Annotated in this window: 23 protein-coding genes; 6 read left to right on the forward strand and 17 right to left on the reverse strand. The window is 71.4% G+C overall.

What is annotated here, in order from left to right; all coding sequences use genetic code 11:
• Positions 1–32: 32 nt before the first annotated feature.
• Positions 33–443: a twin-arginine translocase TatA/TatE family subunit gene (locus ACODR5_RS05010; protein WP_449853379.1), complete on the reverse strand. Its 411-nt coding sequence runs from the start codon at positions 441–443 to the stop codon at positions 33–35.
• Between the two features lie 91 nt (positions 444–534).
• Here ACODR5_RS05010 and ACODR5_RS05015 point away from each other — a divergent pair, with 91 nt between their 5' ends.
• Positions 535–1,170 (forward strand): O-methyltransferase, encoded by a 636-nt coding sequence (locus ACODR5_RS05015; RefSeq protein WP_449853380.1) that lies wholly within the window; start codon positions 535–537, stop codon positions 1,168–1,170.
• 56 nt (positions 1,171–1,226) lie between these two features.
• Here the strand turns inward: ACODR5_RS05015 and ACODR5_RS05020 are convergent, their stop codons facing one another.
• The 3 genes from ACODR5_RS05020 to dapE all read right to left on the reverse strand — a co-directional run bounded on the left by ACODR5_RS05020 (position 1,227) and on the right by dapE (position 3,791).
• Positions 1,227–1,400, reverse strand: a complete 174-nt coding sequence (locus ACODR5_RS05020; RefSeq protein WP_261164427.1) for a DUF3117 domain-containing protein — start codon at positions 1,398–1,400, stop codon at positions 1,227–1,229.
• 95 nt (positions 1,401–1,495) lie between these two features.
• Entirely contained in the window at positions 1,496–2,689 is a 1,194-nt protein-coding gene (locus ACODR5_RS05025; protein WP_488982927.1) for a mannosyltransferase family protein, read from the reverse strand.
• Positions 2,690–2,714: 25 nt separating this feature from the next.
• A complete protein-coding gene (gene dapE, locus ACODR5_RS05030) occupies positions 2,715–3,791 on the reverse strand; it encodes a succinyl-diaminopimelate desuccinylase (protein WP_488982928.1) in 1,077 nt (358 codons plus the stop codon).
• Between the two features lie 57 nt (positions 3,792–3,848).
• On the opposite strand from dapE, the gene dapD reads away from it, so the two are divergent.
• Positions 3,849–4,772, forward strand: coding sequence for a 2,3,4,5-tetrahydropyridine-2,6-dicarboxylate N-succinyltransferase (gene dapD, locus ACODR5_RS05035; RefSeq protein WP_449853383.1), 924 nt, complete (start codon positions 3,849–3,851; stop codon positions 4,770–4,772).
• Between the two features lie 61 nt (positions 4,773–4,833).
• Here dapD and ACODR5_RS05040 read toward each other — a convergent pair whose 3' ends face one another.
• The 12 genes from ACODR5_RS05040 to ACODR5_RS05095 all read right to left on the reverse strand — a co-directional run bounded on the left by ACODR5_RS05040 (position 4,834) and on the right by ACODR5_RS05095 (position 17,194).
• Entirely contained in the window at positions 4,834–6,132 is a 1,299-nt protein-coding gene (locus ACODR5_RS05040; protein WP_449853384.1) for a citrate synthase, read from the reverse strand.
• Between the two features lie 87 nt (positions 6,133–6,219).
• Positions 6,220–7,332, reverse strand: coding sequence for a succinyldiaminopimelate transaminase (gene dapC, locus ACODR5_RS05045; RefSeq protein WP_488982929.1), 1,113 nt, complete (start codon positions 7,330–7,332; stop codon positions 6,220–6,222).
• A gap of 13 nt (positions 7,333–7,345) precedes the next feature.
• Positions 7,346–7,672, reverse strand: a complete 327-nt coding sequence (gene fdxA, locus ACODR5_RS05050) for a ferredoxin (protein WP_449853386.1) — start codon at positions 7,670–7,672, stop codon at positions 7,346–7,348.
• Positions 7,673–7,681: 9 nt separating this feature from the next.
• Complete coding sequence (locus ACODR5_RS05055) at positions 7,682–8,113, reverse strand: histidinol dehydrogenase (RefSeq protein WP_460817360.1); 432 nt, start codon at positions 8,111–8,113, stop codon at positions 7,682–7,684.
• 26 nt (positions 8,114–8,139) lie between these two features.
• Positions 8,140–8,454 carry an AzlD domain-containing protein gene (locus tag ACODR5_RS05060; protein WP_460817358.1) on the reverse strand — a complete coding sequence of 105 codons (315 nt, stop codon included), beginning with the start codon at positions 8,452–8,454 and terminating at the stop codon, positions 8,140–8,142.
• Positions 8,451–9,173 (reverse strand): AzlC family ABC transporter permease, encoded by a 723-nt coding sequence (locus tag ACODR5_RS05065; protein ID WP_460817357.1) that lies wholly within the window; start codon positions 9,171–9,173, stop codon positions 8,451–8,453. Before ACODR5_RS05065 ends, ACODR5_RS05060 begins: the two co-directional genes overlap by 4 nt.
• A gap of 36 nt (positions 9,174–9,209) precedes the next feature.
• The gene (gene typA / locus ACODR5_RS05070; RefSeq protein WP_488982930.1) at positions 9,210–11,123 is read right to left on the reverse strand and encodes a translational GTPase TypA; all 1,914 of its coding nucleotides are present in this window, start codon (positions 11,121–11,123) and stop codon (positions 9,210–9,212) included.
• Between the two features lie 144 nt (positions 11,124–11,267).
• A complete protein-coding gene (locus ACODR5_RS05075; RefSeq protein ID WP_488982931.1) occupies positions 11,268–11,828 on the reverse strand; it encodes a PH domain-containing protein in 561 nt (186 codons plus the stop codon).
• A 2-nt stretch (positions 11,829–11,830) separates the two neighbouring features.
• Positions 11,831–13,483 (reverse strand): dipeptide ABC transporter ATP-binding protein, encoded by a 1,653-nt coding sequence (locus ACODR5_RS05080; RefSeq protein ID WP_488982932.1) that lies wholly within the window; start codon positions 13,481–13,483, stop codon positions 11,831–11,833.
• 14 nt (positions 13,484–13,497) lie between these two features.
• A complete protein-coding gene (locus ACODR5_RS05085; RefSeq protein ID WP_449853393.1) occupies positions 13,498–14,436 on the reverse strand; it encodes an ABC transporter permease in 939 nt (312 codons plus the stop codon).
• Positions 14,426–15,355 carry an ABC transporter permease gene (locus tag ACODR5_RS05090; protein ID WP_449853394.1) on the reverse strand — a complete coding sequence of 310 codons (930 nt, stop codon included), beginning with the start codon at positions 15,353–15,355 and terminating at the stop codon, positions 14,426–14,428. Before ACODR5_RS05090 ends, ACODR5_RS05085 begins: the two co-directional genes overlap by 11 nt.
• 213 nt (positions 15,356–15,568) lie before the next feature.
• Complete coding sequence (locus ACODR5_RS05095) at positions 15,569–17,194, reverse strand: peptide ABC transporter substrate-binding protein (protein ID WP_460817350.1); 1,626 nt, start codon at positions 17,192–17,194, stop codon at positions 15,569–15,571.
• Positions 17,195–17,374: 180 nt separating this feature from the next.
• On the opposite strand from ACODR5_RS05095, the gene ACODR5_RS05100 reads away from it, so the two are divergent.
• On the forward strand, positions 17,375–18,109 hold the full coding sequence (locus tag ACODR5_RS05100) for a CPBP family intramembrane glutamic endopeptidase (protein WP_449853396.1): 735 nt from the start codon (positions 17,375–17,377) through the stop codon (positions 18,107–18,109).
• Between the two features lie 183 nt (positions 18,110–18,292).
• Positions 18,293–19,252: a hypothetical protein gene (locus tag ACODR5_RS05105; protein WP_488982933.1), complete on the forward strand. Its 960-nt coding sequence runs from the start codon at positions 18,293–18,295 to the stop codon at positions 19,250–19,252.
• A gap of 61 nt (positions 19,253–19,313) precedes the next feature.
• Here ACODR5_RS05105 and ACODR5_RS05110 read toward each other — a convergent pair whose 3' ends face one another.
• Entirely contained in the window at positions 19,314–19,913 is a 600-nt protein-coding gene (locus tag ACODR5_RS05110; RefSeq protein ID WP_488982934.1) for a GNAT family N-acetyltransferase, read from the reverse strand.
• A gap of 107 nt (positions 19,914–20,020) precedes the next feature.
• Between ACODR5_RS05110 and ACODR5_RS05115 the strand changes: the two genes are divergently transcribed.
• Together ACODR5_RS05115 and ACODR5_RS05120 are read left to right on the forward strand one after the other, a co-directional pair.
• Positions 20,021–20,527 carry an NUDIX hydrolase gene (locus ACODR5_RS05115; protein WP_488982935.1) on the forward strand — a complete coding sequence of 169 codons (507 nt, stop codon included), beginning with the start codon at positions 20,021–20,023 and terminating at the stop codon, positions 20,525–20,527.
• Entirely contained in the window at positions 20,524–20,958 is a 435-nt protein-coding gene (locus ACODR5_RS05120) for an NUDIX hydrolase (RefSeq protein ID WP_488982936.1), read from the forward strand. The genes ACODR5_RS05115 and ACODR5_RS05120 overlap by 4 nt, the downstream gene beginning before the upstream one ends.
• The last annotated feature ends 12 nt before the right edge of the window (positions 20,959–20,970 follow it).

Raw genomic sequence — 20,970 nt, forward strand, 5'->3', positions numbered from 1 at the left:
CGGTCGCCTCGACCGGCGAAGACGCGCCGCGGTCAGGTGGCCTCGGGGTCGTACGGGGGCGGCTCGGCGGCGCTGAAGTGGCGGCGCGCGGCGGGCCGGGCCGGGGCGATCGCCGTCGCCCCGGCGCCCGCCGCGGCGGCACCGGCCGACGGCCGTCGCGGCGCCACGGCGGTGGCCGAGACGGCGGGCTCCTCGAGCAGCGCCTCGCGGATGATGCGGCGCGGGTCGTACTGCCGGGGATCGAGCCGGCGCCAGTCGACGTCCTCGAAGTCCTCGCCCATCTCGCGCTTCACGCGCTCCTGGGCCCCCTGCATCCAGTCGCGCGCGCGGCGCACGAACTGTCCGAGCATCTCGGCGTAGCGGGGCAGTCGCTCCGGGCCGATCAGGAGCGCGGCCACGACGCCGATCAGGATGATCTTCTCGAACGACAGGCCGAACTCCACGGGGTTCATCGTACCCGTGGCGGGCGGGCCGTTCCCGTTCGCCGCGGCGACGCGCGACACGCTCGGCCCCGCCGCGCCGTAGGCTTCTGACATGAGCGAGCACGATGCGATCGCCCGATTCGTCCGAGAGAGCGTGACCGAGCCGGAGCACATCGCCCGCGCGCGGCAGCACGCGCGCGAGCTGGGAGCGGCGCCGGTGAGCGCCGCCGTCGGCGCGCAGCTCGCCTTCCTGGCCGCCGCCACCGCCGCGCGCACGATCATCGAGGTCGGCACGGGCGCCGGCGTCTCGGGCCTCTGGCTGCTCCACGGGGCCCCGGAGGCGACGCTCACGACGATCGACAGCGAGCCCGAGCACCTCGCCGCGGCCCGCGAGTCCTTCCAGGCCGCCCGGGTGCCATCGACCAGGGTGCGCTGGATCACCGGGCGCGCGGCCGAGGTGCTGCCGCGGATGAACGAGGCGGCATACGACCTCGTGCTCGTCGACGCCGACCCCGAGCACGTCATCGACTACGTCGCGCACGGGCTGCGGCTCGCGCGCCCCGGCGGCACGGTGCTCGTGCCGCGCGTGCTGGCGGGCGGCAAGGTGGCCGATCCGGTGCAGCGCGACGACCTCACCACCACGTACCGCACGCTGCTGCGCGAGACGCAGGAGTCGGCCGCGGTCGTCGCGGCCCTCGCCCCCGTGGGCGAGGGGCTGCTGCAGCTCACCACGGTCCGGGCCACCTGAGGCGCGCGGACACGAAAAGGCCCCGAGCATGCGCTCGGGGCCCTTTGTTGAAGCGATCAGGCCGCGTTCACGACCTCGCCGAGGACGCCGTAGAGCTCCTTCGCCTCGTCGTCGTTGACCGAGACGACCAGCCGGCCGCCGCCTTCCAGCGGCACGCGAACGATGATGAGACGCCCCTCCTTCACGGCCTCCATCGGTCCGTCACCGGTTCTGGGCTTCATGGCTGCCATGGCGGGCTCCCTTTCCTAGGTGTCTGCGTGCTTAGTTTATCGGTCGGCCGGGTCTGGTCCATTCGCGAACGGTTAAGAACTGGTGCCGATGCCGCTCACGGCACCTGCCAGTAGCTGCTGCCCTGTCCGTACATATTCCAGATCCACCACCACTGGCCGAGCAGCCCGAGCGCCAGCACCGCGATCCGCACGCCCCGCGAGCGCACCGCGGCGAACGCGCCCCACAGCGGCGACAGCGGCGCGAGCAGCCGGAACACGCTGGACTGCGGGAAGAAGACGAGGAAGAGGTACACGAGGTAGCTCCCCGCCCACAGGCGCAGCTCCGGGCCGACGCGTCGCACCGCCCGCGGCAGGATCAGCAGCGCCGCCGCCGCGAGCATGAGCGCGACGACCGCGACGGGCGCGAGCCACGCGGGCAGACCCCACACGCCGAACCACACGTCCGCGCCCTGGAACCAGCCCTCCAGCGGCAGGAAGTGCTCGGTGCCCACCCACGAGCGGCGCCACGCGAGCTCGGTGTCGAGATAGGCGCCGGGCTCCCCCGTGACGACCGCGGCGATGACCTGCCAGGCGAAGCCCACGGCGGTCGCCAGCGCGCCGAGCGCGACGATGTGCGCGATCTCACGCGCCGGCAGCGGGTCGTCGCGGCGCGCGAGCCAGCGGTGGATGCCGTACAGCCCCAGCAGGAGGGCGAACGCGAGCACGCCGGGGCGCGTGAATCCCATGACGGGCACGAGCAGGTAGAGCCACCACCACCGCCGCCGCACGACGCACAGCAGCGCGAGGAACAGCAGCAGCAGGAACAGCGACTCGGCGTAGCCGGCGTGGAAGAGCCCCGCGAGCGGCCCGCACGCGAACAGCACGACCGCCCACATCGCCTCGCCCTCGCCCTGCCGCACCCGCAGCAGGCGGTGCAGCGCCAGGCACGCGAGATAGCCCGACACGAACGACACGAGGAAGCCGCCGACGCCCCACGCCGCCCCGAGCGCGACGGCGACCGCCTGGGCCAGGTATGCGTAGACGGGCATGAACGCCCAGGCGTTCTCCGTCACGTGCCCGTCCGCGTCCCGCGGCAGCTCGGAGGGATAGCCGTCGTAGGCGACCGTCCAGTACCATTGCGCGTCCCACGCGAGCGCGAAATCCGACAGCGGGTTGCCGGAGGGCAGCTGCGTCTCCGGAGAGGCGAGCGCCGCCGCGATCAGGATGAAGCCGATCGTGACCAGACGCGCGGCCGCGTAGACGACCGCGATGCGCAGCGCCGCGGGGAGCCCCCGCCAGGCCGCTCTCACGTGCCGCCCTCCGCCCGCGACCGGGTCAGGACCCGCTCAGCCACGCCCGCAGGCCGCGCTCGACCCGCTCGATCTGCGAGACGGGCACGCGCTCCTCGTCGTGATGTGCCAGCGACGCGTCGCCCGGGCCGTAGTTCACGGCCGGCACGCCGAGCGCCGAGAACCGCGCCACGTCGGTCCAGCCGTACTTCGGGCGGGCGCTGCCGCCGACGGCGCGCAGGAAGTCCCGCGCGAGGGGCGCATCCAGGCCCGGCCGCGCCGCGGCGGCGCTGTCGGTGATCTCGACCTCGTACCCCTCGAACACCGTCCGCACGTGCGCGACGGCCTGCTCGATCGTGCGGCTCGGGGCGAAGCGGAAGTTCACCTCGACCTCGCACAGATCGGGGATCACGTTGCCGGCCACGCCGCCGTCGATCCGCACGGCGTTGAGGCCCTCCCGGTAGGCGAGGCCGTCGACCTCGATCGTCTTCGGGCGGTACTCGGCCAGGCGCATGAGCAGCGGCGCGGCGGCGTGGATGGCGTTCTCGCCCATCCACCAGCGGGCGCTGTGGGCCCGGGCGCCGCGCGTGCGCACGACGGCGCGCAGCGTGCCGTTGCAGCCGCCCTCCACCTCGCCGGCGGTCGGCTCCCCCAGCACGGCGAAGTCCGCCGCCAGCAGCTCGGGCCGCTCGCGCTCGATGCGGCCCAGGCCGTTGCGCGACGCCTCGACCTCCTCGTGGTCGTACCAGATCCACGTGATGTCGACGGCCGGGTCGGTCAGCTCCGCCGCGAGCTTCAGCTGCACCGCGACGCCGGCCTTCATGTCGACGGTGCCGCGGCCCCAGATGACGGCCTCGCCGTCCTCCTCGATGTCGCGCGTGGGGAGGTTGGCGTTGATCGGCACGGTATCGATGTGGCCGGCGATCGCCACCCGCTGCGCGCGGCCCAGGTCGGTGCGCGCGACGATCGTGTCGCCGAGGCGCACGACCTCGAGGTGCGGCAGGGCAGACACCGCCGCGTGGATCGCGTCGGCGAGCGTCGTCTCGTCGTCCGAGACGCTCGGGATGTCGCAGATCGCGCGGGTGAGATCGGCGGACGAGGCGGTGAGATCGAGCGTCGGCATGCCTCCAGCCTACGGGCGCCCGGCGAGTCGCCATCCGCCGATCCGTAGGATTGAGGCATGACGGATGAGCGCTGGATTTCCGGTGTCGGGCTCGCGACGATCGCGGCCGACGGCACCGTCCTGGACACCTGGTACCCCGCCCCGCGCGCCGGCCGCGCCGATGACGCGACCGACGAGGTGGAGTCGCTCGACCGCCTGGCCGCGCCCGACGAGAAGCGCGACGTCACCGTCGAGGTCGTCACGCTCGAGATCGATCTCGATGCCGCGCCGGCCTCGACCTCCGACGCGTACCTGCGCCTGCACGCGCTTTCCCACCGCCTCGCCCGCCCCAACGAGCTCAACCTCGACGGGCTGTTCGCGCACCTGCCGACCGTGGCGTGGACGAACGCCGGCCCCATGCTGCCCGCCGACGCGGTGCGCCTGCGGCCCTACCTGCAGCGCGACGGCATCCAGGTGGTCTCGCTCGACAAGTTCCCGCGCCTGACCGACTACGTCGCCCCGGAGGGCGTGCGGATCGCCGACACCTCGCGCGTGCGCCTGGGCGCGCACCTCTCCCCCGGCACGGTCGTGATGCACGAGGGCTTCGTGAACTTCAACGCCGGCACGCTGGGCGCCTCGATGGTCGAGGGCCGCATCTCGCAGGGCGTGGTCGTGGGCGACGGATCGGACATCGGCGGCGGCGCCTCGATCATGGGCACCCTCTCGGGCGGCGGCACCCACCGCGTCTCGATCGGCGCGCGCACGTTGCTCGGCGCGAACGCGGGGATCGGGATCTCGCTCGGCGACGACTGCGTCGTGGAGGCCGGCCTGTACGTGACGGCCGGCACGAAGATCCGCCTGGAGGACGGCTCGGTCGTCAAGGGCGGCGAGCTCTCGGGCTCGAGCGGCCTGTTGCTGCGCCGCAACTCGCTCGACGGCGCCGTGGAGGCCGTGCGCCGCGAGGGCGTCGGCGTGGTCCTCAACGCCGCCCTCCACGCCTGACCCGGCCGACACGAGAACGGCCGCCCTCCCGAGGGAGTGCCGGCCGTTCGTGTGAGAACCCCTACCGTCCGCGGTACTCGCGGGCCGGGGAGCCCGTGTAGAGCTGCTGGGGGCGGCCGATCTTGCCGCGCGCGTCGAGGTTGGCCTCGCGCCAGTGCGCCAGCCAGCCGGGCAGGCGGCCGATCGCGAACAGCACGGTGAAGACGCGGGTCGGGAAGCCCATCGCCTTGTAGATGACGCCCGTGTAGAAGTCGACGTTCGGGTAGAGCTTGCGCTCCTTGAAGTAGTCGTCCTCGAGCGCGATCTCCTCGAGCTCCTTGGCGAGGTCGAGCAGCGGGTCGTGCACGCCGAGCGCGGCCAGCACCTCGTCGGCCGACTCCTTGACGAGCTTGGCGCGCGGGTCGTAGTTCTTGTAGACCCGGTGCCCGAAGCCCATCAGCTTCACGCCCTCTTCCTTGTTCTTCACCTTCTCGACGAAGCGCTTCACGCCCTGGCCGGACTCCTGGATCTGGCCGAGCATGTTCAGCACCGCCTCGTTGGCGCCGCCGTGCAGCGGGCCCGAGAGCGCCTGGATGCCCGCGGCGATCGACGCGAACTGATCCGCGCCGGTGGATCCGACGAGGCGCACGGTCGAGGTCGAGGCGTTCTGCTCGTGGTCCTCGTGCAGGATGAGCAGGCGCTCGAGCGCCTTCGCCATGACGGGGTCGATCTCGTACGGCTCGGCCATGTTGCCGAAGTTCAGACGCAGGAAGTTCTCGACGTAGCTGAGCGAGTTGTCGGGGTACAGGAACGCCTGGCCGATCGACTTCTTGTGCGCGTACGCCGCGATCACGGGGAGCTTGGCGAGCAGGCGCACCGTGGTGAGGTCGACGTGCTCGGGGTTGTCCGGATCGGAGTCGTTCTCGTAGTAGGTCGACAGGGCGGCCACCGCCGACGAGAGCACCGCCATAGGGTGCGCGCCGGCGGGCATCGCCGTGAAGAAGTTCTTGAGGTCCTCGTGCAGCAGCGTGTGGTGGCGGATGCTGTCGTCGAACTGGCCGAGCTGATCGGCCGTGGGCAGCTCGCCGTAGATGAGCAGCCAGGCGATCTCGAGGAAGCTCGCGTCGCCGTTCACCAGCTGCTCGATCGGGTAGCCGCGGTAGCGTAGGATGCCCTGGTCGCCGTCGATGTAGGTGATGTCCGACATCGTGGAGGCGGTGTTGACGAAGCCGTAGTCGAGCGCCGTGAAGCCGGTCTGCTTCGTGAACGTCGAGACGTCGATGGCGGACTTACCGTCGGTGGCGGGCAGGACGGGGAACTCCGCGGTCTTGTCGCCGACCGTCAGTACGGCCTTCTCGGGCAGGCTTCCTGCGTCGCTCACGGCGCCTCCTTGCGAATCGGGATGCTGATACTCGCTCGAATGGGCCGAGCGGATCCGCGCGCGGCCGTCATCCACCCTAGCCGCTGATCAGAGTGCCGATGACCGCAGGCGATCGGCGGCCATCCTGATGCGCTCGTCGCTCGCGGTGAGCGAGAAGCGCACGTGCTGCGGGTGGTACGGGCCGTAGAAGACGCCGGGGCCGGCGAGGATGCCGAGCCCGGCGAGCCGGCCCATCGTCTCCCACGCGTCGCGGCCCTCGGTGGCCCACAGGTACAGGCCCGCCTCGCTGCGGTCGATCCGGAACCCCGCGGCCTCGAGCGCCGGCTTCAGCACGTCGCGGCGCGCGCGGTAGCGCTCGCGCTGCTCGCCCACGTGGGCGTCGTCGCCGAGGGCCGCCGCCATGGCGTGCTGCACGGGCGCCGGCAGCATGAGCCCCAGGTGCTTGCGGTTCTTCAGCAGCTCGCCGACGATCTCGGCGCAGCCGGCCACGAACGCCGCCCGGTAGCCGGCGAGGTTGGACTGCTTGCTGAGGGAGTACACGCTCAGCAGGCCCTTGCGGCTGCCGCCGGTGACGCGGGGATCGAGCACGCTCGGCACGGGACCGGCCGCCCACTCGCCCTCCCAGCCGAGCTCGGCGTAGCACTCGTCGCTCGCCAGCACGGCGCCGAGCTGGCGGGCGCGCTCCACGGCGCGGCGCAGCTCGTCCACGCCCCACACGCGGCCGTCGGGGTTACCCGGGGAGTTGATCCAGATGAGCTTCGCGCCCTCGGGCCACTCGTCCGGATCGTCCGCCGCGACGGCGGTGGCGTCGGCGACGGCCGCGCCCACCGCGTAGGTGGGGTACGCCGCGCGCGGATGCACGACGATGTCTCCCGCGCCCAGGCCCAGCAGCGTAGGCAGGAGCGCGACGAGCTCCTTCGATCCGATCGTCGGCAGCACGTTGCGCGGCGCGAGATCGGTCACGCCGCGCCGGCGCGCGTACCAGGCGACGATGGCCTCGCGCAGCGCGGGCGTGCCCACCGTCTGCGGGTACGCGTGCGCGTCGGTCGCGGCGACGAGGGCGTCGCGCACGACCTGCGGCGTGGGGTCGACGGGAGAGCCGATCGACAGGTCGCACAGCCCGTCCGGGTGCGCCGCGGCGCGCTCGGCGAGCGGGGCGACGGCGTCCCAGGGGTAGTCGTCGAGGTCGCGGATGCCCATCGGAGCGGCCGGATCAGTGCGCGCCGGCCTGCGGAGGCAGCGCGGCGATGACCGGGTGGTCCTTCGGGATCACGCCCACCTTGGCGGCACCGCCGGGCGAGCCGATCTCGTCGAAGAACTCGACGTTCGCCTTGTAGTAGTCCGACCACTCCTCGGGCAGGTCGTCCTCGTAGTAGATCGCCTCCACGGGGCACACGGGCTCGCAGGCACCGCAGTCCACGCACTCGTCGGGGTGGATGTAGAGGCTGCGCTCACCCTCGTAGATGCAGTCGACCGGGCACTCATCGATGCAGGCGCGGTCCTTGACGTCCACGCACGGAAGGGCGATCACGTAAGTCACGTGACGATTCTACGCGCCGCCTTGCTGACCCTTCCCCGAACCGGTGCGGATGCCCCGCAGATCGGGCCAGGCGACGACGACGATCACGACCGCCGCGACGACCCACGACCAGATCACGCCGAGGGGCGCCTCGCCCGGCGCGGACTGCGGGACGACGATCGATCCGCCCGGTCCCTCGCCGGAGAACAGCATGACCATGGCGAGCGCGCCGAGCCCGGCGGCGAGCACCGTGACGCGGTCCTCGGAGAGGCATCGCACGGCGATCAGCAGGGCCAGCAGCCCCACCGCGGCCAGGATGGTCCCGAACGGCACGACGAGCCCCGCCAGGCCCGTGGGGACGACGGCGGCGGAGTGCATGACGGTGCCGACGATGCCGTAGACCGCGCCGGCGACGAAGGCGCCGGCCCACGTGAACAGGCGGATGGGCCACACGGAGCGCATGCGATCAGCGTACGCGGCGGCGGCTGTCAGGCCGCCCAGCCCACCAGCCGCAGCAGCGCGGCGGTCGCGGCGGCGGCCACGACGACGACGAGGAACGACGCGCCGCGCCACAGCAGCAGCGCCGCCACGGCGATGGCGGGCAGGCGGGCGTCCACGCCGATCGCCATGCCGTCGCCGAGCGCCTGGACGGCGACGAGCGCCGACAGCAGCGCGACGGTGAGCAGATCGGTGATGCGCGCCGGGCGCGGGCGCTCCAGCCACTCCTCCGGCACGAGGTAGCCGACGAGCTTGAGGCCGACCACGGCGATGCCCGCCAGCAGGATCGCGGTCCACGCGCTCATCGCGCGGCCCCCGATCCGTTGCCCGCCGGCGCCGCCGCCCGCCGGCCCAGCCAGTTCGTCCAGCCGACCACGACGGCCACGACCGCGGCGAGCAGCACCGGCACGCCCGGCGCGAGCCACGGCGTGGCGACGGCGGCGACCACGGCAGCCGCGGCGCCTACGGCCACGGCCTGACGCGATCGCAGCCGGGGCCACAGCAGGGCGAGGAACGCCGCCGCGGCGGCGGCGTCGAGGCCGTAGGCGCGCACGTCGCCCAGCACGTCGCCCAGCAGCGCGCCGGCGAGCGTGGTGAGGTTCCAGCCGATGAAGATGCCGACGCCCGTCACCCAGAACCCGATGCGGCGCGCGGCGGGATCCTCGTGCGCGAGCGCGACGGCCGTGGACTCGTCGATCGTGAACTGCGCGGCCGCGAGGCGCCGCGGCCACGTGCGGCCGACGATCGGGTTCATCCGCGCGGCGTACACGGCGTTGCGCACGCCGAGCAGCGCGGCCGACGCGATCGCCGCCGGTCCCCCGCCGCCCGATCCGAGCACGCCGATGAAGGCGAACTGCGATCCGCCCGAGAACATGAGCAGGCTCAGCACGCATGTCTGCCACACGTCCAGGCCGGACGCCGTGGCCAGCGCGCCGAACGAGACGCCGTACGCGCTCGTCGGCAGCGCGACGGCGAGGCCCTGCCGCCAGGCACCGCGGCGCTCGGCGGACGGGCTGGTGCTCACCGGATCGAGACTAGTGGAGCCCGATGCCGCACGGCGTCAGGCGTTGGCGTCCTGGCGCTTGCGGCGCGAGGCCTCGCGCCCGCGGGTGGTGGCGTCGAGGATCACCTTGCGGATGCGCACGGCCTCCGGCGTGACCTCGACGCACTCGTCCTCCGCCGCGAACTCGAGCGACTCCTCGAGCGAGAGGATGCGGGGCGGGGTCATCGACTCGAACGTGTCGGCCGTGGAGGAGCGCATGTTGGTGAGCTTCTTCTCCTTGGTGATGTTCACGTCCATGTCGTCCGCGCGCGAGTTCTCGCCCACGACCATGCCCTCGTAGACCTCGTCGGTCGGGTTCACGAAGAAGGTCATGCGCTCCTGCAGCGCGATCATCGCGAACGGCGTGGCCACACCGGCGCGGTCGGCGACGATCGATCCGTTCTGGCGCGAGACGATCTGGCCTGCCCAGTCGTCGTAGCCGTGCGAGATGGCGTTGGCGATGCCGGTGCCGCGCGTGATCGAGAGGAACTGCGTGCGGAAGCCGATGAGGCCGCGCGACGGCACGATGAACTCCATGCGGATCCAGCCGGTGCCGTTGTTGATCATGTTGTCCATGCGGCCCTTGCGCGCCGCGAGCAGCTGGGTCACGGCGCCGAGGTGCTCCTCGGGAACGTCGATCGTGAGGTGCTCGTAGGGCTCCTGGATCTTGCCGTCCGGGCCCTTGCGGGTGACGACCTGCGGCTTGCCGACGGTGAGCTCGAAGCCCTCGCGGCGCATGTTCTCGACGAGGATCGCGAGCTGCAGCTCGCCGCGGCCCTGCACCTCCCACGCGTCGGGGCGGCCGATATCCTTGACGCGGATCGACACGTTGCCGATGAGCTCGCGGTCGAGGCGGTCCTTCACCATGCGCGCGGTGAGCTTGTGGCCCTTGACCTTGCCGACCAGCGGCGAGGTGTTGGTGCCGATCGTCATCGAGATCGACGGCTCGTCGACCGTGATCTGCGGGAGGGGGCGGATGTCGTCCGGGTCGGCGATCGTCTCGCCGATCATGATGTCCTCGAAGCCCGCGATCACGGCGATGTCGCCGGGGCCGGCCTTCTCGGCCGGGTAGCGGTCGAGCGCCTTCGTCATGAGCAGCTCGGTGATGCGGGCGTTCTGCGTGGTGCCGTCCTGGCGAACCCAGGCGACGGTCTGCCCCTTCTTGAGCTCGCCGTTGAAGACGCGCAGCAGCGCGAGGCGGCCGAGGAAGGCGCTCGAGTCGAGGTTCGTGACCCACGCCTGCAGCGGGGCCTCGTCGTCGTACTCCGGCGCGGGCACGTGCTGCAGGATCGCCTCGAACAGGGGCTCGAGGTCGTCGTTGTCGGGCAGGGAGCCGTCGGCCGGGCGGTTGCGCGAGGCGGCGCCGGCACGACCCGAGGCGTAGACGACGGGGACCTCGAGCAGAGCGTCGACGTCGAGATCGGGCACCGTGTCGACGAGGTCGCTCGCGAGACCGAGCAGCAGGTCCTGGGCCTCGCCCTCGACCTCCGCGATGCGGGCGTCGGGGCGGTCCGTCTTGTTGACGAGGAGGATGACCGGCAGCTTCGCCTCGAGCGCCTTGCGCAGCACGAAGCGGGTCTGCGGCAGCGGGCCCTCCGAGGCGTCGACGAGCAGCACGACGCCGTCGACCATCGACAGGCCGCGCTCGACCTCGCCGCCGAAGTCGGCGTGGCCCGGGGTGTCGATCACGTTGATCGTGATCGGGGTGTCGGTGTGGGCACCGTTGTACGTGATCGCCGTGTTCTTGGCGAGGATCGTGATGCCCTTCTCACGCTCGAGATCGTTCGAGTCCATCGCACGCTCTTCGAGGTGCTCGTGCGAGCCGAACGACCCCGTCTGGCGCAGCATGGCGTCGACGAGGGTCGTCTTGCCGTGGTCGACGTGCGCGACGATCGCGACGTTGCGGAGGTCGGGACGGAGGGCGCGCGCCATGAAAGGGATCCTTGCGTTCTGTGGGATGTGCCCCGGAGGCGGGGCGTTCCATCCTATCGCGGCGTGGCTGGGCGGTCCGTGCGCACCGGCGGGGGTCCGCCTCGCGCCCGACGGCGCCGTCCGCTGACGCTCAGGCGGTGACGCTCAGGCGGTGACGCTCACGGCGATCGCGGCCCACACGACGAGCACGGCGAGCGACACGACGCCGAGCAGGTCCCACGAGCGCACGATCCGGTCGTCCGGCGCGGCGGCGGCGTTGAGCTTCATCTCGCGCAGGATCTCGGCCTCGACGTCGGCGGGCCGATCCCGCATCCGGCCGCGCGGCCGGCGGGTGGGCACGCCCCACGCCTGGATGGTCTTGCCGCCGGCCGCGGCCGTGAGGCGCACCTCGAGCTGCCACCGCATGACGATGTCGTCGATCGCGCCCCACGGCACGCGCGTGATCCGCAGGATGTTGTGCACGGTCACGCCCGCCTCGTCGGCCACGACGTGCGGCGCATAGACGAAGACGTAGATGAACCAGAGCAGGCCGAGCGGCCATGGTGCGATGAGGGCGGCTTGCTGCCAGCCCCCGCGGATCGCCGCATCGATGAGCAGGCCGACCACGAGCACGCCGGTGAGCGCGAGCCAGACCCGGCCCGAGGTGGGCCGGATCTCGCGCTTCAGCTCGTCGCCGGGCTCGTAGTCCGCGCCTGCTCCCGACACCGTCAGCGCCCCCCGAGCGGCAGCGTGGCGCCGGGGATCGCGTCGAGGAGGCGGCGCGTGTACGCCTCCTGCGGGTTGGCGAAGATCTCGTCCACGGTCCCCTGCTCCACGACCTTGCCCCGCTCCATGACGCACACCATGTCGGCGGCGACGCGCACGACCGCGAGGTCGTGCGTGATGAACAGGTAGGTCAGGCCGAGCTCGGCCTGCAGCTCGGCCAGCAGCGTGAGGATCTGATCCTGCACGAGCACGTCGAGCGCCGAGACCGCCTCGTCGAGCACGATGATGTCGGGCTTGAGCGCGAGGGCGCGCGCGATCGCGACGCGCTGGCGCTGGCCGCCCGACAGCTCGTTCGGGTACCGCATCGCCAGCTCGCGCGGCAGCGCCACCTGGTCGAGCAGCTCCAGCACGCGGGCGCGCTGGGACACACCGTCGCCGACGCCGTGCACCTTCAGCGGCTCCGCGATGAGCGTGCCGATCGAGCGCAGCGGATCGAGCGAGCCGTACGGATCCTGGAACACCGGCTGCATGCGGCGGCGCAGGCCGAGCACATCGCGGCGCTTCAGCGTCGACGTGCTCACACCGTCGATCAGAACGTCACCGCTCGTCGGCTCCTCCAGCTGCAGCACCATCTTCGCGACGGTGGACTTGCCCGATCCGGACTCCCCGACCAGCGCGAGCGTCTTGCCGCGCGGGATCTGGAACGACACCCCGTCGACAGCCCGGAACGCCTCGCTCGAGAAGCCGCCCTTGCGGATGCGGTACTCCTTGACGAGATCGCGCACCTCGACGACCGGCGCCGCCTGCGCGAGCACCTCGGTCTCGGTGGTGACGTGCTCGACGCTCGCCTGGATGCGCTGCGAGGCGAGGCTGGGCGCCGCGGCCACGAGCCGCTGCGTGTACGGGTGCTGCGGGTCCTCGAGGATCTCGCGGCTCGGCCCCGACTCGACGACCTCGCCCTGATTCATCACGATGATGCGGTCGGCGCGCTCGGCGGCCAGGCCCAGGTCGTGCGTGATGAGCAGCACCGAGGTGCCCTTCTCGCGCGTGAGCGAGGCGAGGTGATCGAGGATCACGCGCTGCACCGTCACGTCGAGCGCGCTCGTCGGCTCGTCCGCGATGAGCAGCTTCGGGTCGGCCGCCAGGCCGATGCCGATGAGCGCGCGCTGGCGCATGCCGCCGGAGAACTGGTGCGGGAACTGGTGCAGGCGACGCTCGGCGTCCGCCAGCCCCGCCTGCTGCAGCACCTCGATTGCGCGGCGCTCGACCTCCTTGCGGCCGGTGGCGAGGCCGTTCGCACGGATCGCCTCCTTGACCTGGAAGCCGATCGACCACACCGGGTTGAGGTTCGACATGGGGTCCTGCGGCACGTAGCCGATCTCGCGGCCGCGCAGGCGCTCCATGTCGCGGCGGCTCGCGCTCGTGAGCTCGCGGCCCTCGAGCGTGATGGTGCCGCCGGTGATCTCGCCCGTGCCGGGCAGCAGGTCGATCACGGCCGAGGCCGTGGTCGACTTGCCCGAGCCCGACTCGCCGACGATCGCGACCGTCTCGCCCGGGAAGACGTCCAGGTCGATGCCGTGCAGCACCTCGCGCTGCTTCTTGCCCGTGCCGAAGGCGACCTTCAGGCCGCGGATCTGCAGCAGTGCATCCGTCATGGGGATTCCTTCACTCATCGCTGTGCCCTCGCCTTCGGGTCGAGCGCGTCGCGCAGCATCTCGCCGAGCGTGATGAACGCGAGCACCGCGATCGTCAGCGCGAGCGACGGCCAGAACAGCGCCATCGGGGCGGTGCGCAGCGTGGCCTGCGCCTGGCTGATGTCGGCGCCCCACGAGACCGTGTTGCCGCCCAGGCCGACGCCGAGGAACGACAGGGTCGATTCCGCCACGATGGCGTGGCCGAGGCTGATCGTCGCCACGACGATGACCGGGGCCATCGCGTTGGGCAGCACGTGCACGAGCATCGTCTTGAAGCGCGACAGCCCGAGGGCGATCGACGCCATGACGTAGTCCGACTGCTTCACGCGCAGCACCTCGGCACGCACGATGCGCGCCGTCGAGGCCCACGAGAACCCGCCGATCGCGAAGGCGAGCGTGAGCTCGTTCCGCGCGCTCGACAGCACCGTCATCACGACGATCGCCGCGACGATGTAGGGGATCGTGAAGAAGATGTCGCCGATGCGCGAGAGCAGCGAGTCGAGCCAGCCGCCGTAGAAGCCCGCGAGGGCTCCCATGATGAGGCCGATCGCGGTGCCGATGAGCGTGGCCAGCAGGCCGACCACCATCGACGTGCGCGTGCCCCACACGAGGCGCGACCAGATGTCGCAGCCCTGGCGGTTGAACCCCAGCGGGTGGCCCGCCGCGGCGCCGCCGTTGCTGTTGGCCAGCTGGCAGGCGCCGCCGGAGGGCGCCACCTGCGTGAACATGCCCGGCGCGACCGCCATGATGATCACGACCGCGGCGAGGACCATCGAGATCCAGAACAGCGGGCGCTTGCGGACGTCTCGCCACGCGTCGAGCCACAGGTTGCTCTTGCGGGTGCTCAGGTGGACCTGGTCGACCTGGACCTGCGCCTCCTTCACGGGCGCCACGAAATGCGTACTACTTGACATAGCGGATCCTCGGGTCGAGCAGACCATAGAGCAGGTCGACGAGCAGGTTGATGAGGACGTACACGACGACGAAGATCGTCACGAACGACACCACGGTGGGCGTCTCGTGCTTGATGATCGCCGTGTACAGCTGGTTGCCGACGCCGGGCACGTTGAAGATGCCCTCCGTCACCGTCGCGCCGACCATGAGCACGCCGAACTGCGAGGCGGTGTCGGTGACCATCGGGATCATCGAGTTGCGCAGCACGTGCACGGGGATGACGCGCGAGCGCGACAGGCCCTTGCCGTAGGCGGTGCGCACCCAGTCCTGCTGCAGCGTCTCGATCGTCGACGCGCGGGTGAGGCGCATCATCGTGGCGTAGATGCTGAACCCGAGCACGATCGCGGGCAGCCACAGGCCGCCCCAGTCGTTGTCGCTGCCGACGGTCGGCTTGAACCAGCCCAGCTGCACGCCCAGGAAGAACTGGGCGGCGAAGGCGACGACGAACACCGGCACCGCGACGAACAGCAGCGCGAAGACGAGCATGAAGTGGTCGTAGACCGTGCCCTTCAGAAGCGCCGAGGTGAGGCCGATGACGATCGCGAGGATGAACGCGATCGCGACCGCCATGATCGCCAGGCGCAGGGTCACGGGGAACGTGCGGGCGAGCGTCTCGATCACCGGCTGGCCGTTGAAGCCCACGCCGAAGTCGAGGCGCAGGATCCCGCCGAGGTAGTTCAGGTACTGGACGATGAACGGCTGGTCGAGCAGGTAGCGCGCGCGGATCTGCTCCAGCAGCTGCGGCGGCGGCTGCTTGTCGCCGAACAGCGCGGCGATCGGGTCGCCGGGCATGGCGAAGACCATGAAGTAGATCAGCAGCGTGGCCCCGAGAAAGACGGGGATCACCTGCAGGATGCGTCTGAGGATGTAAGTGGCCACCCTCGTGCCTCCCTTCTGGGGATGACGAGGTCACACGACACGGAAGAAACCCTGGCCCGCGACTCGGGCGAGGAGCACAGCAGAAAGCGGGTCCTTCGGGGGACCCGCTCGGCCATCCTCCGCTCCCGAAACTGGGAGAACGGTGTGCCGGCGACATGGTGCGAGGCGGTGGCGTGTACGCCACCGCCTCGCAGCGGATCATCTCAGGCCCGGTCAGCCCTTGGTGATGTTGTAGTGCAGCGGCACCGAGTTCCAGCCGAACTCGACGTTGTCGACCGTGTCGGCCCAGCCGCCGGTGACGTTCGAGTACCACAGCGGGGTGGCGGGCAGATCCTGGAGGAGGATCTCCTGCGCCTGCTGGAACAGCGCGTTCGCCTCGTCCGGGTCGGTCGCGCTGATGCCCTGCGACAGCAGCTCGTCGAACTCGGGGTTCGAGTAGTCGCCGTCGTTCGATCCGGCGTTGGTCGCGTAGAGCGGGCCGAGGAAGTTGTACAGGCCCGGGTAGTCGGCCTGCCATCCCGTGCGGAACGCCGTCGTGATGGTGCGGTTCGTGACCTCTTCGCGCAGACCGGCGAAGTCGGGGTACGGCGCACCGGCCGCGTCGATGTCGAGCGTGCCGGCGATCGAGTTGGCGACCGCGTCGACCCAGCCCTGGTGGCCGCCGTCCGAGTTGTAGGCGATCTCGAACGTGCCCTCCCACGGGCTGATGGCGTCGGCCTCGGCCCACAGCTCCTGCGCGCGCTCGGGGTTGTACTCCAGCACCTCGGCGCCCTCGAGCTCCTCGCTCCAGCCGTCGATCACGGGCGACGTGAAGTCGCTGGCCGGCGTGCGGGTGCCCTGGAAGATCACGTCGGTGATCTCCTCGCGGTTGATCGCCATCGAGATGGCCTGACGGCGCAGCACGCCCTCCTCGCCCTCGAAGTGCGGGAGGTACTCGGGGATCGTGAACGACTGGAAGATCGCGGCGGGCTGGTTGACCCAGTTGTCGCCGAGCTCGTCCTGGTACGTCTCGAGAGCGGCCTCGGGGATCTGGTCGAGCACGTCGAGCTCGCCCGAGAGCAGGTCGGCGTAGGCGGCGTCCTGCGAGGCGTAGAAGCGGATGTCGAGGCCGTCGTTCTGCGGCTCGCGCGGGCCCTCGTACTCCTCGTTCACGACGAGCGAGATGCCCTCGTCGTGGACCCAGGCGTCCTCGCTGGCCAGCTTGTACGGGCCGTTGCCGATGGGCGACTCGCCGAAGGCCTCCATGTCCTCGAACGCGACGTCCGGGAGCGGGTAGAAGGCCGAGTAGCCGAGGCGCTGAGCGAAGTCGGTGGCCGGCTTGTTGAGCGTGATCGTGAAGGTGTACTCGTCGACCTGCTGCAGGCCCGAGAGCTCCTCGACGTTCTCGTCCCAGCTGAAGCCCTCGATGTCCTCGAAGAAGTAGCTCGAGAGCTGCTGGTTGTCGAGCGCTGCGCCGTAGTTCCACGCCTTGATGAAGTTGTCGGCCGTGACCTCTTCACCGTCGGTGAAGGTCAGGCCCTCCTTGATCTTGACGGTGAGCTGCGTCGGCGAGTCGACCGTGATCGACTCGGCGACCTCGTTCTCGACCGAGCCGTCGGCGTTGTACGAGATCAGACCCGAGAAGATGCTGTCGAGGATCTTGCCGCCACCGACCTCGTTGGTGTTGGTCGGGATCAGCGGGTTCTGCGGCTCCGTGCCGTTGGTGGTGACGATCGCGTCGCCGCCGGCGCCGTTGCCGCCGTCGCCGCTGCCACCATCGCCGCTCGCGCACCCGGCGAGCAGCATGCCGCCGAGGCCGAGCAGCGCGACGCCCGAAAGGGCGACCTTGTTGCGCTTCATTGGGTTTTTCCTCCAGGGAAGGGATTGAGCCTGCCCACTCGGGCGCAGGCGATAGCGACGACGATAGGCACGGTGCGACCATCGCGCCAACTCGCATCGCGAACTGTTACATCGCCGTAACGCGCGCACACGGCCGCTGAGCATTCTGCTGACGGCCTGCGCGTGTGGCACGCTGGCGGGGTGGCGCGCGCACGGCTGTGGTGGGAAATCGGCATCGTCCTGGCGCTTTCGCTCGGACAGTCCGCGCTGTACTCGGTGCTCTCGCTCGTGCGCGCGCTGACGCGCGCGCCGCTTTCCGAGCAGTCGGCGGCGCTGAACCCGTCGCGGGCGGACGACGCCGTGTGGGACGCGGTCTACCGCGTGCTCGACGTCTTCTTCGACCTCGCCCTCGTCGCGCTCGTCGTGTACCTCCTGTGGGAGCCGGGCCGCAGCGCGCTGCGCCGCATCGGGCTCGACTTCTCGCGCTTCGGGCGCGACCTCGGCCTCGCCGTCGCGCTGCTCGCCGCGATCGGGGTGCCGGGGGCGGCCCTCTACGCCGGCTCGCGCGCGCTGGGCCTGACCGTGCAGGTGCAGGCGGCCGGGCTCGACGCCGCCTGGTGGACGATCCCCCTCCTGCTGCTGTCGGCGCTGCGCGCCGGGCTGCTCGAGGAGGTCATCCTGAACGGCTACCTCGGCGAGCGCCTGCGCGAGCTGGGCTGGCGCCCGTGGACCACGATCCTCGCGATCGCCCTGCTGCGCGGCGCCTACCACGCGTACCAGGGCCCGGCGATGATGCTCGGGAACGTCGTGATGGGCGTCGTCTTCGCGTGGGTGTACCTGCGCTGGCGGCGCGTCATGCCCCTCGTGATCGCGCACACGCTGATCGACGCCATCGCCTTCGTGGGCTACCCCCTCTTCGCCCCCTACCTTCCCTAGCGGCTCGGACCGGAGGAGATCCGCAAGTCTGTGCCAAGTCCGGGCGCTCGAACGGCCGGATTCGGCACAGACTTGCGTACTCGCCGCGCCCCGACTCGTCCCCAGCCCGGCGGAGGAGCGGATCGGTTCACAGATCGAGCGCCAGGAGACCGGCGCGCGGAAGGCGCTGGGACCGTGGAAGGCATGACAAGCCCGACTGCCGACGTCCTCGCCGCCTCGCTGCAGCCCAGCCCCGTGCCGCTTCTGCGGCGTTCGGATGACCGTTCGATGCGCCGCGACATCGAATCGCGAACGCTCCACCGGGTTCGCGCAGGAGTGTTCGCGCCCGCGGAACAGTGGGCCGCTCTGCCGCCCTGGCAGAAGTACCTTGCTCGCATCCACGCGCTGGCCCTGAAGCGCCCGGCCGTCGTGTTCACCCACGAGTCAGCCGCCGCGCTGTGGGGGCTACCCGTGCTCGGCGATCTCCGCACGATCCATGTGCTCGTCGCTCGCAAGGGCGATGCCCGCCGCGTGGGTAACGTCCAAGGGCACCACGCTGTCGAGGAGCCGGACCTCGCCGACAGCCTCGGCGTCTGCGCGACGACGGCGGTCGCGACTGCCGTCGACCTCGCGCGCAGCCGCCATCCCGCCTACGGGCTCGCGGTGGCCGACGCGCTCCTCCGTACGGGGGCGTGCTCGCGCGAGCGCCTGCTGCTGGCGAATGACGCGCGTCGCAGCGGGCGCGGACGGGCCGTCGCAGCCTGGCCTCTCGAACATGCAACTCCGCTCTCCGAGTCCGTCCTCGAGTCGATCAGCCGCGCTGCGATCGAGTGGCTGGGGCTCCCGATCCCCCGCCTGCAATCGCGCTTCGTGATCGATGGCGCTGAGTACCGCGCCGACTTCGAGTGGCCCGATCAGCAGGTGATCGGCGAGGCCGACGGCGACACGAAGTACGCCATCGGCGACGCGGCGGATGCCGTCATCCGGGAGAAGAAGCGGGAGGATGCGCTGCGCCGCTCGATGCGCGGTTTCGCCCGCTGGGGCTGGAACGAGTTGCGGGCGCCCGAGCGTCTCGGTCTGGCGCTGGAGGCGGCCGGCGTGCCGGTGGTCCGCCCGCCCCGCACCACGCATCTGCACGGTCTCGCGCAGCTGCTCAACCGCTGAGTCCGCAAGTCTGTGCCAAATCCGCGCCGAGTACCGTACGGACTTGGCACAGACTTGCGGATTAAGGGTTGCGCGGCTCGAGGCGGGACTCGAGGCCGCGGCGCACCTGCGGCCACTCGGTCGCGAGGATCGAGTACACCATCGTGTCGCGCCACGTGCCGTCGGGCATGCGCAGGTGACTGCGCAGCACGCCGTCGAGGCGGGCGCCCAGCCGCTCGATCGCGGCGCGGGAGCGGTGGTTGTGCCAGTGGGCGCGGATCTCGACGCGCACGCAGCCGAGGTCGTCGAACGCGCGGGCGAGCAGCAGCAGCTTGGCTGCGGGATTGATGCCGGTGCCGTGCGCGTCGGCACGCAGCCAGGTGTATCCGATCTCCACGCGCAGATCGGCGGGCGAGACGCTGCAGATCGAGGTCATCCCGATCGCCCGGCCGGTGGCGGGCTCGACGACGGCCCAGGGCGCCATCTCGCCCGCCGCCTGCCGCGCGAGGCGGCGCTCGATCTCGGCGGGGACCTCGTCGGGCGCCGGAAGTCGCGAGAACCAGGTGCGGCGCCACAGGTCGTCGAAGGCGACCGCCTCCGCGAGGTCGGGGGCGTGCTCCGGACGAAGCGGCTCCAGCCGCACGATGTCGTTGTGCAGGACGGGTGTGTCGACGAAGGTCACCGCTCGAGCCTAGAGGCGGTCGCGCGGGCGACCGGAGCGCGCGGCCGGGCGGCGGGCCGTCGAGCAGCCCGAGCCCGCCACGCCGCGGGGGCTCCTAGGCTGGGGGCATGGCGACGCCCGAGTTCATCCTGCGGCTGCGCGAGCGGATCGGGCACGATCCGCTCTGGCTCACCGGCGTCACGGCTGTCGTCGTGAAGGACGACGCCGTGCTGCTCGTGGAGCGCGCCGACAACGGCAGCGTCACGCCCGTCACGGGGATCGTCGATCCGGGCGAGGAGCCGGCCGTCGCGGGCGTGCGCGAGACGCTCGAGGAGGCCGGCGTCGTCGCCGAGCCCGAGGCCCTCGTGTGGGTGCACGCGCTGCCGCCCATGCGGTATGCGAACGGCGACGTCGCGCAGTACCTCGACATCACCGTCCGCTGCCGCTGGGTGTCGGGCGATCCGCACCCCGCCGACGGCGAGAACGTGCGGGCCTGGTGGTGCCCGATCGACCGGCTGGCCGACGAGCGGATGAGCGACGACATGCGCGAGCGGATCCGCGTGGCGCTCGAGCACCCCGGATCGGCGCGCTTCGAGACGACGACCGGCCTCGAGAACGCGGCGGAGCCGGCGTGAGCGCGCATCACGCGCTCGACCACGCCGCGCGCGTCGTCACCGTCAGCGCCGTCGTGCTGCGGCACCCGGAGACCGGCGACATCCTGGCCGTGCGCAAGCGCGGCACGACCACGTTCATGCAGCCGGGCGGCAAGCCCGAGCCGGGCGAGTCGGCGCGCGACGCGGCCGTGCGCGAGCTGCGCGAGGAGCTGCAGGTGGAGCTGGATCCGGATCGGATGACGCTGCTGGGCACCTTCGACGCGCCGGCGGCGAACGAGTCGGGCTGGACGGTGCGCGGCACAGTGTTCGTGCACCCGCCCGTGTCGGGGATCCGCCCGGCCGCCGAGATCGAGGAGATCCGCTGGGTGCCGGAGATGGCCGAGCCGGCAGGAGACCTCGCACCGCTCATGATGACGAGGATCCTGCCGGCCCTGCGTGAGGCCGGGCTCTAGCCGGAGCAGCCG

Source organism: Microbacterium sp. FG3 (assembly GCF_057809335.1).

Coding starts and splice junctions, on each gene's coding strand:
- ACODR5_RS05015 (WP_449853380.1), top strand. CDS start 535: ATGAGCGAGCACGATGCGATCGCCCGATTCGTCCGAGAGAGCGTGACC.
- ACODR5_RS05105 (WP_488982933.1), top strand. CDS start 18,293: ATGACAAGCCCGACTGCCGACGTCCTCGCCGCCTCGCTGCAGCCCAGC.
- dapD (WP_449853383.1), top strand. CDS start 3,849: ATGACGGATGAGCGCTGGATTTCCGGTGTCGGGCTCGCGACGATCGCG.
- ACODR5_RS05055 (WP_460817360.1), bottom strand. CDS start 8,113: ATGCGCTCCGTGTGGCCCATCCGCCTGTTCACGTGGGCCGGCGCCTTC.
- ACODR5_RS05115 (WP_488982935.1), top strand. CDS start 20,021: ATGGCGACGCCCGAGTTCATCCTGCGGCTGCGCGAGCGGATCGGGCAC.
- ACODR5_RS05060 (WP_460817358.1), bottom strand. CDS start 8,454: ATGAGCGCGTGGACCGCGATCCTGCTGGCGGGCATCGCCGTGGTCGGC.
- ACODR5_RS05020 (WP_261164427.1), bottom strand. CDS start 1,400: ATGGCAGCCATGAAGCCCAGAACCGGTGACGGACCGATGGAGGCCGTG.
- dapC (WP_488982929.1), bottom strand. CDS start 7,332: ATGGGCATCCGCGACCTCGACGACTACCCCTGGGACGCCGTCGCCCCG.
- ACODR5_RS05085 (WP_449853393.1), bottom strand. CDS start 14,436: ATGTCAAGTAGTACGCATTTCGTGGCGCCCGTGAAGGAGGCGCAGGTC.
- ACODR5_RS05095 (WP_460817350.1), bottom strand. CDS start 17,194: ATGAAGCGCAACAAGGTCGCCCTTTCGGGCGTCGCGCTGCTCGGCCTC.
- ACODR5_RS05080 (WP_488982932.1), bottom strand. CDS start 13,483: ATGACGGATGCACTGCTGCAGATCCGCGGCCTGAAGGTCGCCTTCGGC.
- typA (WP_488982930.1), bottom strand. CDS start 11,123: ATGGCGCGCGCCCTCCGTCCCGACCTCCGCAACGTCGCGATCGTCGCG.
- dapE (WP_488982928.1), bottom strand. CDS start 3,791: ATGCCGACGCTCGATCTCACCGCCTCGTCCGCCGATCTCACCCGCGCG.